The 13355-nt window shown below is 63.0% G+C and carries 9 protein-coding genes and 1 pseudogene; 5 read left to right on the forward strand and 5 right to left on the reverse strand.

Annotated elements, in window-relative coordinates; translation table 11 throughout:
* Window positions 1-2: 2 nt before the first annotated feature.
* A complete protein-coding gene (locus RDN59_RS02235) occupies window positions 3-491 on the reverse strand; it encodes an NUDIX hydrolase (protein ID WP_308606389.1) in 489 nt (162 codons plus the stop codon).
* 84 nt (window positions 492-575) lie between these two features.
* On the opposite strand from RDN59_RS02235, the gene RDN59_RS02240 reads away from it, so the two are divergent.
* Genes RDN59_RS02240 through RDN59_RS02250 form a run of 3 tightly spaced genes read left to right on the forward strand, consistent with a single transcriptional unit; the run spans window position 576 to window position 5736 of the window.
* Window positions 576-2012: a hypothetical protein gene (locus tag RDN59_RS02240; RefSeq protein WP_308606390.1), complete on the forward strand. Its 1437-nt coding sequence runs from the start codon at window positions 576-578 to the stop codon at window positions 2010-2012.
* A complete protein-coding gene (locus tag RDN59_RS02245; RefSeq protein ID WP_308606391.1) occupies window positions 2012-3103 on the forward strand; it encodes a glutamate ABC transporter substrate-binding protein in 1092 nt (363 codons plus the stop codon). The genes RDN59_RS02240 and RDN59_RS02245 overlap by 1 nt, the downstream gene beginning before the upstream one ends.
* On the forward strand, window positions 3103-5736 hold the full coding sequence (locus RDN59_RS02250; RefSeq protein WP_308606392.1) for a tetratricopeptide repeat protein: 2634 nt from the start codon (window positions 3103-3105) through the stop codon (window positions 5734-5736). The genes RDN59_RS02245 and RDN59_RS02250 overlap by 1 nt, the downstream gene beginning before the upstream one ends.
* Before the next feature lie 28 nt (window positions 5737-5764).
* On the opposite strand, the gene RDN59_RS02255 is transcribed toward RDN59_RS02250, so the two are convergent.
* Both RDN59_RS02255 and pta read right to left on the reverse strand, forming a co-directional pair.
* A complete protein-coding gene (locus tag RDN59_RS02255; protein ID WP_308606393.1) occupies window positions 5765-6985 on the reverse strand; it encodes an acetate kinase in 1221 nt (406 codons plus the stop codon).
* The gene (gene pta, locus RDN59_RS02260) at window positions 6986-8350 is read right to left on the reverse strand and encodes a phosphate acetyltransferase (protein ID WP_308606394.1); all 1365 of its coding nucleotides are present in this window, start codon (window positions 8348-8350) and stop codon (window positions 6986-6988) included. It abuts the gene before it with no gap.
* Between the two features lie 353 nt (window positions 8351-8703).
* Between pta and RDN59_RS02265 the strand changes: the two genes are divergently transcribed.
* Together RDN59_RS02265 and RDN59_RS02270 are read left to right on the forward strand one after the other, a co-directional pair.
* Complete coding sequence (locus tag RDN59_RS02265) at window positions 8704-10809, forward strand: glucose PTS transporter subunit IIA (protein WP_308606395.1); 2106 nt, start codon at window positions 8704-8706, stop codon at window positions 10807-10809.
* A gap of 143 nt (window positions 10810-10952) precedes the next feature.
* Entirely contained in the window at window positions 10953-11780 is an 828-nt protein-coding gene (locus RDN59_RS02270; protein ID WP_308606396.1) for a PRD domain-containing protein, read from the forward strand.
* 31 nt (window positions 11781-11811) lie between these two features.
* Here RDN59_RS02270 and RDN59_RS02275 read toward each other — a convergent pair whose 3' ends face one another.
* Window positions 11812-12672, reverse strand: coding sequence for a class F sortase (locus tag RDN59_RS02275; protein ID WP_308606398.1), 861 nt, complete (start codon window positions 12670-12672; stop codon window positions 11812-11814).
* Between the two features lie 209 nt (window positions 12673-12881).
* Window positions 12882-13355, reverse strand: a pseudogene (locus RDN59_RS02280) (hypothetical protein); the annotation flags it as partial.

Raw genomic sequence — 13355 nt, forward strand, 5'->3', positions numbered from 1 at the left:
TATCACCTGCTGATTTCTTCCCAGTACTTCAACAACCGCGGCAGCGCTTCCCGGAAGGGCGCTAAGAGTTCTAGCTCTTCTACCTGGTTAAACGGCACCCAGCGCAGCTCGGCGGATTCTTCGTTAGCGGTCGTGGCCAAACGCTGCCCCGAGACCGTCCGGGCCAACACCGTGGTATAGGTCCAGCCTTCCTCGAAGGGCCCGGCAGTGACGATGGCATCCAGCACCTCAACGTCTGCCGGCGAGATTCCGGTTTCCTCCTCCGTCTCCCGCAGCGCGGCCTGCTCCGGCGACTCCGGCTTATCCCGCGCACCGCCCGGGATTCCCCAGGTCCCACCGTTATTCGTCCACGTCGCGCGATGCTGGAGCAGTACCTCATCCCCCGCCACGAGGAAGAGACCAGCTGCTCCAAACTTGCCCCACACCGGCACCCCGCCCGGGCCCTTCGACCAGCCATCACCGGAAAGTTCTGGGTTAACGCGTGCACACATGCCTTACACGATACGCGACAAACTCCCCGCGCCAACGCCCCCGAAATCATCGCGCGAGGCGCACGAGAGCGCTATCCTAAGGGAATGACCGGCCCGGCCACCGAACTGCGCGAGCACTCCCCCGAATCATGGGGCGATCATTGGCTCGATGACGTCACCGAGCCCTCCGCGCCGGTTTTTAGCCGCCCCACGCAGCTGGCGATGAGCTCCTTCGCCGGCCCCGCGCGCGTCATCCGGCGCCTCTATAGCTTCGCCATCACCACTCCCGGCAAGCTGTTTACGGTTACCGTCATCCTCACCGCAGCGCTCGCGGCGGCCGGCTTTTCCATGTCCTCCTCCTCGGCCGCGCGCCACGATGATCTGGACACGCTGCTAGCCTCCACCGAGCCGATGTCCAACGCGGCGCACCACCTCTACACCAACCTATCTTTGGCCGATACTGTCGCCACCTCTGGCTTCGTCCAGGCGGGCGTGGAGCCGGAGGATAACCGCGACCGCTATAACGAGGCCATCGACGCCGCCTCCGTCGCCGCCACACAGGCCATCGTCGGTACCTCCGCCGAGGATGAACGCGTGCGCGAGCTCGTCACTTTTATCCAGCGCAAGCTGCCGGTGTATACCGCCCTGGTGGAAAAGGCCCGCGTCAATCACCGTGCGGGCCACGCCGTGGCGAACTCTTATATGTCCAACGCCTCGGCGCTCATGCGCACCCAGATTCTCCCCGCTGCCGCGGAGCTGTTCACGCTGACCTCGGAGAAGGTGACCCAGCAACAGCAACGCCTGACCCGCCCGCAGTGGGTGCCGCTCTCGGGCCTCGTCGCCGCGATCATTTTCCTCGGCTTGGCGCAGTGGTGGCTGTGGCGGCTGACCCGCCGCCGATTCAACCGGGGTTTCGTGGTGGCCACGGGACTGTTGTTCTTGGCGCTGGTGTGGGCCGCTGGCTCTAATTTCGCCACGTGGGCGTCCGGCCACCAGGGCTTCGAGACGGTGTCTCGCCCCTGGGACTCGCTGACTGCCTCGCGCATTGAGGCCCAGCAGATGCGCACCTCCGAGACCCTGGCGCTGGTCCTGCGCTCCTCCCAACAGGACATGTCCGTGCATTTTAACTCCACAGTTTACTCCGTGGACCGGGCCCTGCGGGACTATGAGCAGGCGCTTGACGACGATGACTTCCCCTCCTCCGATCCTTCCTTGATTCCTCGCGCCAAGGAGGCCTTGGAGGATTGGGAAACCACGCACGAAACCTTCATGGAGGCTCTCTCCATGGGCCACTACGACGCCGCGCTCTACCAAGCCACCGCTATCGATCCGGACGGTGACCCGACCGCCGCCAGCGCCTTCAATGCCGTGGATAGCTCCCTGGCCGCGCTCATCAACCAAGCCCGCGACGCCATGCGCACCTACCTGGTTCAGGGGCTCAACGCCATGACCATGGTGTCCACCGGCGTCCTCCTAGCCACGTTCGGCGCGATCATCGCCGTGTGGCTGGGTATCCGCCCCCGCCTGCAGGAGTACCTGTGATGCGCCGCCGAACCGACCACCGCCAGCACGCCACTGCAGCCGTGCTGCTGCTCAGCGCCGCCGTGGCACTCAGCGCCTGCGAGCCGGAGCCACCCAGCACACCGGAGCCAATCCTGCCCTCCAGCGCGAATCTCAACTCCACCCCGGGGCCGCCGCTGCCGGAAGACGCCATCATCGAACCCGCCGGCACGGGAGAGGTATCCAAGCAAAGCACCGCGGACGTCTACGGCTCCTACCGCCCAGACGATAAGAAGCCGGAGGAGCGCGTGCCCAACATCCTGGCGCGCGGCCGGCTCATCGTGGGCGTGGACCGCTCCAATAACCTGCTCAGCTACCGCGATACCGCCAGCGGCGAGGTCCGCGGATTCGAGGTCGATATCGCCCGCGAAATCGCCCGCGATATCTTCGGGGATCCCGACAAAGTGGACTTCCGCTTCGTGGAGGCTTCCGAGCGCGCGCGTGCACTGAATGATCGCACGGTGGACATGGTCATCCGCACCATGACGATTAGCCCCGAGCGCCAACGCGAAGTGGCCTTCTCCATTCCGTATATGCAGACGGATGCGCGGTTGCTGGTGCTGAAGAACTCGGGCATCCATTCCATCACGGAGGCCGCCGGGCTAACGTTGTGTGCGGCGAAAGGTTCCACCATGGTGGATGCGATACGCAAGCACTCGCCGTCTTCCGATATTTTGGAGACCCGTGCCTGGGGCGATTGTCTTATGGCGCTGCAGCTGGGCCAGACGGATGGCATCGTCGTGGATGACGCCCTGCTATCCGGCATGCTGGCGCAGGATAAATACACCGAGATCGTCGGCGATCCCTTGGAAAGCCAGAGCTATGGCGTGGCCGTGCGCAAGCCCGATGCCTCCTATGACTCGCGCCCGCTCATCCGCCAGATCAACTCCACGCTGGAGCGCATCCGCCGCGACGGCACCTGGCAGGAGCTCTTCAATACCTGGCTGGGGAATTACATGGAGCAGCCCGCGCTCCCGGAACCGGAGTACCTCAACGAGACTCCGCCTGTAGAGGAATCACAGCCGAGCTCCACAGCCAAGGACCAGCCCGGCGAGAAGAAGGAGGGACAATAATGTCGCACCGCTTCACCGAGGATGAGCTCGATCACCTCACGCCCGAAGAGCACGAGGACACTAACGACGCCGCCAACGCCGCCACCAACGCCGCCACCAACGACGCCACCAACGACGCCGCCATCGACGCCACCCAAGCCGTGCGCTTTGATCCCTTCGCGGATGACGATGACGACTATTCGGAGGACCACCACCTCAGCGTCTCCCCTACAGATTCGCACAGCGCGGGAACAGCAGCTGCCGGCGCCGCCGACGCCGAACCCTCCGACCGCACCGCCGCCGTGCCTTTTGATCCCTTCGCGGATGACGATGACGATGACTACGATGCCACCACCGGCAACCACCTCTCCCCCGCGAATCGCATGGGCACGAGCGGCACGGCGACGGGCCAACCCGACGATGGCGAATACGTCGACTCGGACAATATCGCCGCGCTCATCGAGGAGCTGGGACAGCTGCGTGATCGCCGCAAGTCCGAGGATCCATCGCAGGCCTCGCGGCGCCGCGCGCTCGATACCTTCCGCCAGCGCCGCAGCACCAAGCGCACCGATCGGGAAGTGGCCGATGGCATGACCACCTTGCCCTTCGTTGTCCCAGGCAACCCGCGCGACGCGCTCATCGATCCCAAGGATGCGCCCCGCGCCGCCCCACCGCAGCTCAAGCCGGGTGACATGGTGGCCGGCCAGTACGAGATCTTGGGCGTGCTCGCGCATGGCGGGCTGGGCTGGATTTACCTGGCCAATGACCACTTCGTCTCCGGACGCATCGTGGTGCTCAAGGGTATGCAATCCACCAACTCCGCCGAGGAGACCGCCACCGCGGAGGCGGAGAGAGAGTTCCTCGCGGACATCACGCACCCGAATATCGTGAAGATTTTCAACTTCATCGATGACCCCCGCGTGCCGGGTGGCTTCATCGTCATGGAGTACGTCGGCGGCCCCTCACTGAAGCAGCGCCGCAACGACCAAGCCACTGACCGCTTTCCCGTCGACACGGCCATTGCCTATATCCTCGAAATCCTGCCCGCTCTGGACTACCTGCACGCCCGCGGCGTGGTCTACAACGACTTGAAGCCCTCCAACATCATCGTCACCGAGGACCAGGTCAAGCTCATCGATCTGGGCGCGGTCTCCGGCATCGGCGCCTTCGGCCACATCTACGGCACGCAGGGTTTCCAGGCCCCCGAGATCGCCACGCAGGGCCCCTCGGTGGCCAGCGATATTTACACCATCGGCCGCACCCTGGCCTGCCTGACGCTGAAGCTGCCGGTGGAGGACGGCGTCTACAAACCCGGCCTGCCCTCCCCCACGGAGGAGCCGTTGCTGCGCCGCTACCTCTCCTTCTACCGCTTGCTGTTGCGAGCTACCGATCCGGACCCACAGCAGCGCTTCGGCTCCGTCTCCGAGCTGCGTGACCAGCTCTTCGGTGTACTTCGGGAGGTCATCGCGCTCCGCGATGGCATCCAGCACCCGGCCCAGCACTCGGTCTTCTCCCCGCAGCGTACGACCTTCGGCACAAAGCACCTGGTCTTCCGCACGGACCAGCTCATCGACGGCATCGACCGCACCGTCCGCATCACCGCCCCCGAGGTAGTCTCCGCGCTACCCATCCCGCTCATCGTCCGTTCCGACATCGGCGCCCCGCTGCTGCAAGGTTCCTCCTACACGGAGCCACAGGAAGCACTGGAAACCCTGCGCCAGGCCATGCAGGCCCCGGAGTATGAGGAATCCGCAGAGATTCCACTCGGCGTAGTGCGCGCCATGATTGACTTGGGCTACATCGGCCAGGCCCGCGAGTGGCTGAATTCCATCGAAGACCGCCTGGGGAGGGACTGGCGTTTCCACTGGTACTCGGGCGTGACCGAGCTGCTTTTGGATAAGTACCGCGAGGCCCAGGCCCACTTCGCCCACGTCCTCGACGTGCTGCCTGGTGAGGCTGCCCCGAAGCTGGCCATCGGCGCGGTCAATGAACTCATCTTGCAGCAACTGGGTTTTTCGGAGGCCGCGCTGATCGACGCTGCCGTTGCCCGCGCCTGCGCCAACCTCACTTCCTCGCTGGCCGATTTGCCCAACGACGCTTTTGAGGATCAGCCCGGCATCTGGGACCACGTCACCGATGATCCTGCCCACCTGCGCTTCAACTCGCTGCGCCTCTACGGCATCGTGTGGGCGACAAACCCGACGACGGTCTCCTCCGCCTTCGGCTTGGCCCGCCAGCTGCGCGCCGAGCACCAGGTGGAGCTCGCCGTGGCCACCTTGGATAAGGTCCCCAACGCCTCGCGCCACCACCGCATGGCCCGCTTGACCACGGTTCTGCAGCTCATCGTCCACGATCTTTCCGAGTCCCGCATCCGGCGTGCCGCCCGCCGTTTGGAGGAGATTCCGCAGAACGAGCCGCGCTTCTTGCAGATCAAGATCGCAGTCATCTCCGCCGGGCTGACCTTCCTGCGCGAATCAGACCTCGACGCGGCGGCCTCCCCCAACGATCTCTTCGAGTTCCCCTTCACCCAGCGCGGCCTGCGCTACGGCCTGGCGGATACCCTGCGGGCACTGGCGCGCCAGGCGCCGTTCGCCCGCCACCGCTACGCGCTGGTAGACCTGGCCAACAAGGTCCGCCCAGTCACGATGTTCTAGCCGCCAGCGCTACCGGCCGGCGACCAGCCTAGTAAAGGCCCGCCTCCCGGGCCATGGCGGCAACCTCCGCGGACTTCTGCGCGATGGCCAGCTCCTCATTCGTCGGCACCACGAAGACCTTGACCTGGGAGTCCGCGGTCGAAATCATGCGTGGCTCCTTGGAGCGCACCAGGTTGGCTTCCTTATCGAAGTCAATGCCGTACATGTCCAGGTTGTACAGCGAATCCTGGCGGACCTCGGTATCGTTCTCACCCACGCCGGCGGTAAACGTAATCGCATCCACACGGCCCAGCGCAATCATGTACGCGCCGATGAAGCGGCGCAGCTGGTGGATGTAGATGTTATAGGCCAGCCAGGCGTCCTGGTCCTCGTTGTTAATGCGCTCGCGCAGCACGCGGAAATCGTTAACACCCGCAATGCCCTTCACACCGGAGCGCTTGTTCAGCAAGTCATCAATGTCATCGATGGACATACCTGCCTCACGCGAGAGGTGGAAGATGATACCCGGGTCGATATCTCCAGAACGGGTACCCATGGCCAGACCAGCCAGCGGTGTCAGTCCCATCGAGGTATCGATCGGTCGGCCGTTGCGAATCGCCGCCGCCGAAGCACCGTTGCCCAAATGCAGCGTAATCTGGTGGACGTGCCCCGGGTCCATGTCCAGCAGCTTCGGCACCTGCTGCGAGACGAACTCGTGGGAGGTTCCGTGGAAGCCGTAGCGGCGGATGTCATACTGCGAGGCCACGTCGTTGTTGATGGCGTACAGTGCAGCCGCCGGCGGCATGTGGTTAAAGAAGGCCGTATCGAAGACCGCCACGTGCGGGATCTCCGGCAGCAGCTTGCGCGCCACGCGGATGCCGTCCAGGTTCGCCGGGTTGTGCAGCGGCGCGAGCGGGATGAGGTCCTCGATCATGGACTCGATCTGGTCCACGATGAGCTGCGGCTCGCTGAATAGGCGCCCGCCGTGCACCACGCGGTGGCCTACGGCGATGACCTCGACATCCGTCGGGCCCACACCGTGCTCATGCATGATGCTAAACGCGCGGTCCAAACCGAAGGAGTGGGTGGGAATCTCCAGCTCTTCCTTGAATTCCTCTCCGTCCGTTTTGACGGTCACAGCACCTTGCGGCTCACCGACCTGCTCCACCAAACCGGAGACCAACGGCGTATCCGTGGCCGAGCTTTCCGGGTCCACCAACTGGAATTTAACTGAGGAGGACCCAGAATTGAGAACAAGTACGTACGCCATCTACTTCACCCCTGCCTGAATAGCGGTAATAGCCACCGTGTTGATGATGTCCGGAACGGTCGCTCCACGCGAAAGGTCATTGACCGGCTTGTTCAGGCCCTGCAGAATCGGGCCCACCGCCAGTGCACCACCGGTGCGCTGCGCCGTCTTATAACCAATGTTGCCGGCCTCCAAGTCCGGGAAAACAAATACCGTAGCCTGACCAGCCACCGGGGACTCCGGCGCCTTCTTAGCCGCCACGCCTGGGTCACACGCAGCATCAAACTGCAGCGGACCGTCCACGGCCACGGAGGAATCAATCCCCTTGGCCACCTCGACTGCCTGTGCAACCTTTTCCACGTCCGGGCCCGCGCCCGAGGTGCCCGTGGAGTAGGACAGCAGCGCCACGCGCGGGTCCAGGCCAAACTGCGCGGCGGTCTGCGCGGACACGATGGCGATCTCGCCGAGCTGCTCCGGTGTCGGGTTCGGGTTCACCGCGCAGTCACCGAAGGCCCACAGGCGGCCCGGCATCACCATGAGGAAGATGGAGGAAACCACGGAGGCCTCTGGCTTGGTCTTAATGATCTGGAAGGAAGGCTTAATCGTGTGCGCCGTGGTGTGCGCCGCGCCGGAGACCATGCCGTCAGCCAAACCCTTGTGCACCATCATCGTGGCGAAGTAGGACACGTCTTTCATGGTCTCGCGCGCCTGCTCCAGCGTCACGCCCTTCTTCTTACGCAGCTCCGCGAAGTCCGCGGCAAACTCCTCCGCCAGCGGGGATTCCAGGTGGTTGATGATGTCCACGCTGGACAGGTCAATCCCGAGTTCCTGGGCGCGCTTCTCGACGTTCCCATCACCCAGAATCGTCAGCTTCGCCACCTTGCCTTTGATGAGCTCACCGGCAGCCTCCAAGATGCGGTCATCCTCGCCCTCCGGCAAAACGATGTGCGCTCCGACCTCGCGGGCCTGGTCCAGCAGCTGCTTCTGGAAGAGCTCGGCAGACATATAAGGCTCGATCTCCTCCAGGGAGGAAATCGCACCAGGAACCGAGGAGACGTCGGTCAACGCGCCAACCACCGTAGCGCCCACAGAGCGCGCGTGGCCCAGCGCCAACTCCGCCGCGCGGGCGGGTGCATTAGAAATCAGGACGAAGGGCAGGCCCAGGGCGGCCGCGGCCTTGGCATCAAAATCCATGACGCCGGTGCCCTGGAGGACTAGGTTACCCGCGGGGGCATTTTCCAGGACCTCGCTGAGCGTGGTTCCCAGGTCATCTACCTGGGCGAAGGTGGCCCCCAGTTCCTGAGCCACAGCAGCAACGTCCAATCCGTCGAAGCCGCGCCCGATGACGCTAATAAAGGCGGAATTCCGTGAGGACTTGGCGGTCATGAGAAACCTTTCTCTGCTTAGAAAGCGTGTACCCGGGCTCACAAACTGGGCACACAGTGACACTACGACACTTTCACAGTACGGGAACGCACCCCTTCGCGCCGCCAAAGCGAGGCTTCATATCCCCAACGTTGCAGGCCACCAGCGCCCCACACCGCCATAGAGTGCGGTATCCCACAGAAACTTGCTCCTCGTGACCACTGCGGAGTAGGGTCCTAACCAGGATTGTTACTTCGGGCAAGACCTAGGCTCCCCGCTCTTAGCCGTGTGGGGATGGTTCGCTATGAACCATTGTGGCCTAGGTCTTTTGTGGTTTTTAGCCACAGTGCCTGCCTACTCTCGAAAGGATTCTCATGTCGACGGAAATTCGCTCGGCAGCCGAGGCCATCTTGGATGGCATCGGCGGGGCGGAGAACATCACCTCTTTCACGCACTGCGCCACGCGCCTGCGCTTTGAGCTGGCTGATGCCTCCAAAGCCGATAAGGAAGCACTCGAATCTATCCCCAAGGTCATGGGCGCTGTGCCCCAAGGCGGGCGCAACTACCAGGTCGTCATCGGCGGTGATGTGGCGACCGTCTATGACGAGATCAATGCTCTGCCACAGATGAAGAAGGCTGGTGCGTCTACCGGTCGCTCCAACGATGATGTCAAGGCCGCGGCCCGCGCCAAGTCCAAGGGCAAGGTGCCGTGGATGGATACCTTCTTCGAGTACCTCTCGGATTCCTTCCGCCCCATCCTGGGTGTGCTGCTGGGCGCTTCCCTGGTCATTGCCTTCGCCGCCGTGCTGGATGCCCTAGGAATCGTCGACTTCCGCGCTGAGGATAAGCCTGCCTCTTGGCTTTTCGTCGATGCCATGTGGCGCTCCGTCTTCTTCTTCCTGCCCGTCATGGTGGCCTATAACGCCGGCAAGAAGCTGCGCATCGATCCCTGGGTCCCCGCGGCGGTCATGTTCGCGATGTTCACCCCGGAGTTCACTGGCCTCACCGATAATCCGGCCGTCCAGTGCGTGACCAATGAGACGCTGTCGGCTGAGCAGTGCTCCATCGATATCTTTGGTTTGCCGATGCAGCTGCAGGACTATGGCGGAAACGTCTTCGTCCCGCTCATCATGGCTGCCGTCGCCGCCCTCTTCTACAAGGGTTTCCAGAAGATCATTCCGTCCACAGTGCACATGGTCTTCGTTCCCTTCCTGACCCTGATTTTCCTCATCCCACTGACTGCTTTCATCATTGGCCCGTTCGGTGTGTGGGCTGGTAACGGCATTGGTGCTGGTCTGTCCTGGCTCAATGACAACGCTCCGTTCGTCTTCGCCCTGGCCATCCCGATGCTGTACCCATTCCTGGTCCCGCTGGGTCTTCACTGGCCACTCAACGCCCTCATGCTGGTCAACATCCAGACCCTGGGCTATGACTTCATCCAGGGCCCGATGGGCGCGTGGAACTTCGCCTGCTTCGGTGCCACCGCGGGTGTTCTGGCCCTTTCTATCCGTGACCACGACACCGTGATGCGTCAGACCTCCGGCTCTGCCCTCCTCGCTGGCCTGCTGGGTGGTATTTCTGAGCCTTCGCTCTACGGTATCCACCTGCGCTACAAGCGCATCTACCCGCGCATGCTGGTGGGCTGCTTCGCCGGTGGTCTGACCGTAGCCCTGCTAACTCTGGGTTCTAACGGCATCACGACGAATGCCTTTGTCTTCACCTCCCTGCTGACCATCCCGGTCTTCACCCCGATGGCCAAGTACGCCATCTCCATTGCGGTGGCCTTCTTCGTGGCCTTCCTGCTCATCCTCTTCACCGACTACCGCACCCCGGAGGAGCGCGCTGAGGCCAAGGCCGCCCGCGAGGCAGCTGAGAAGGCCGAGCTCGACAGTGCCGACAACGCCGCGCTTGCCGACGCCCCCGCAACCGCAGGCACCGCTGCCGCCGGCGCCGGTGCTGGCGCTGCCACCGCTACCGCTACCAAGGCAGACGCCCCGGCCCAGGCTGCTGAGTCCGCCGCTGGCACCACCACCGACATTGCTTCCCCTGCCAACGGCAAGGTTGTCCCGATGGCTGAGATCGATGACCCGGTCTTCTCCGCCGGCACGCTGGGCGATGGCGTGGGCATCGTCCCTGAGGGCAACGACGTTTACTCCCCGGTGAGCGGCACGATTGTCAGCGCCATGAAGTCCGGCCACGCCTACGGCATCAAGACCGAAGACGGCGTGGAGGTCCTCGTCCACATCGGCATCAACACCGTGAAGATGAAGGGCGAAGGTTTCGCCCCAGCCGTCAAGAAGGGCGATACCGTCAAGCAGGGCGAGCTGCTTGCCACCGTTGACTTCGACAAGGTCACCGAAGCCGGCTACGACACCACCATCGTCCTGGCCGTGACCAACACCAAGGCACTGTCTGCCGTCACCCCGGCTGGCCTCAACCACGCCGCCGCTGGCGATACGGTCATCACCACGACCCGCTAAAGGACCCGCTAGGGCACCTTTAGCACGCCTTTAACGAACCCTGACTAAGCTGGCTCGATGTAATTACCATCGTGGCCGGCTTTAGTCGTTCTAGCCCTAACCAGTTATCCCTAACTGGTTAACCTCAACCAGAAAGGTGCCTTGTGCAACTGCTGCGAGTATTCAATAACAACGTCGTTCTCGCACGGCGCGGCGCGGAAGACGTCATTGTCACCGGCCGCGGCATCGGCTTCCAGGCCAAACCTGGCACTGAGGTTGACCCGGCCAAGGTGGTGAAGGTCTTCGTCCCGGATTCCGGCCGCGACCCGGATCACCTGGCCGCCATGATTGCTGGTATTCCCGGCGAATACGTGCAGCTGGTTATCGATGCCATGCACTCCGTCGACATGTCTGAGGCTCTGCGCAGCAAGCTCACGCTCGTGGTGGCGATTGCGGATCACGTCCACGGCGCGGTCACCCGCGGCAAGCCCGTGTCCTATCCATTGGAAGCCGAGGTGCGCCACCTCTACGCCGAGGACTTTGCACTCGCGCAGAAACTGCTCACCGCCATCAACAGCGGTCTGCACAAGCCGCTGGCTGCCGACGAAGCCGTGGCCATTACCCTGCACCTAGTCAACGCCGGCTTCGCGGTCGGGGATCTCTCCGGCACTTACCGCATGACGGGACTGATTCAGCAGATCCTGGCTGTCATCGGCTCACACAACGATACGGAGCTCAACAGCGAGGACATCTCCGTCGCCCGCTTCATCACGCACCTGCGCTACCTGTTTGTGCGCATGGCGGAGCACCAGCAGCTCGACTCTGACGACCGCCAAGTGGCCACCGCTATCTCCGCGCGCTACCCCGATGCCGTCGAGACCGCCCAGATGGTGGCCAACCTGATTGAGCTGCGTCTCGACAGCGCCCTAACCCCCGATGAGGTCTCCTACTTGACGCTGCATATTGCCCGCCTGCAGGAGGCCTCCGCCTAAGCCATTCACCGGCTTAGACCACTGCGACAGCTTAAGCTGCCGGCGCCTCAGCAGGTGCCTCAACGCCACCCTCTACCGGTGCCTCAGCGCCCTCCACCGGCGCCACCGGCTCCGCCACGGTGATGATGTTGTCTTCGTAGCCAAGCTGACCACCCACAAACTTGCCGCCACAGGTGATGAGGACCAGACGGTTCTCTCCCTCCGTGTCATTGACCACGTCCGGGAAACCCGCCCCCTTCTGCAGGCGGTACGGCGCCTCAGTCACGCGGAATCGGCGCTCCTCACCATCGATGAAGACGGTGAACTCCTGCCCCTGCTCCAGGGTGGTGAACTTCTCTGCAAAGCCCGTTCCCTGGCCTTGGTAGTTGATGTGACCGGTAATAACGCTGGAGCCCACCGGACCAGCCTCGCCCGGCACTGCCGACGCGGAGTACCAGCCCAAGCGCTGTACATCGTGCGGGGGAATCAGCATGCCGGTATCAGTGACCTGAATCGGGTCCACGGCCGCAAACTCATCGTTAATACCCAAGGACATCGCGCCAAAGCCCCGGAACTCACCTGGCGCCGGCTCTACCTCATGCTCCTGCTCGCCCGAGTCATCCACGAAAGGATCATTGTTCGTGCTCGGCGCTTCAGCTTCAACGCTCTGCGAGGTTGACGTCTGTTCCTCAGCCGCATTCGTCTCTGCGGAATCTTCCTCACTGCGGCCCGCATAGAGCACTAGCTGTACAACAACCAAGATAATCGCGATGAGCGCTGCAATACCGATGAGCAGCTTCTTGTTGCTCTTCTTCCCATCGCCTACCGGCTGCGCTTCGCTGGCGTGGTGTTCAGATGCGGAGGACTCACCGGGGTACTCCGGGATACCCTTCTCTTCGCCATCAACAGTCATTTTCTATTCCTCGCTCCTGGCTTCTATGTTCTAACTTCTGAGATTTAACTTATAAAAGTATTGGCTCTAGTTATTCGCTTTAAACAATAGACTAAAAATCAGACGACGAATCCCCTCCAGCGTTTACGCCCTGGAGGGGATTGTCATCATTGCTCTCTGCGCCTTACCAACCCCAACCGGTGAGGGCTGGGATGGTGTTGCAGTCTGGACTACTTGATGAAGTCCTTCATGCCTGGGTCAAGCTTCGTCGCACCGGAAGGTACGTGCTTGATCTCCACGCGCTCTGCGTTGGACGGCAGCGGCTGACCGGAGTCCTCCGGCGGAGTTGCGTCCAGGACGGTGACCTCGCGGTCATCGCGGCCGGTGTTGTCACCGGTCTCATCGGTCGGCTCACCATGGTTGTTGCCACGGCCGCCCTCCTCGGTGACCTCAGTGTTGTGGTCGCCACCGTGGCCACCATCATGTCCACCGTCACCGCCATTGCCACCATCGATGATGAGCTTGATGAGGCCCAGACCCGGGATGAGCAGCAGCCACCACGGCAGATCGGACTTCTTCGAGCTGCCATCGTTGTCGTCCTTATCCTTACCGTCGCCGTCATCCGGAGTCTCCGTCGGCTCCGTCGGCTTGGTTGGCTCGGTTGGCTCAGTCGGCTCGGTCGGCTCGGTCGGCTCGGTCGGCTC

It is taken from the genome of uncultured Corynebacterium sp. (genome assembly GCF_902489365.1).
Classification (GTDB): domain Bacteria; phylum Actinomycetota; class Actinomycetes; order Mycobacteriales; family Mycobacteriaceae; genus Corynebacterium.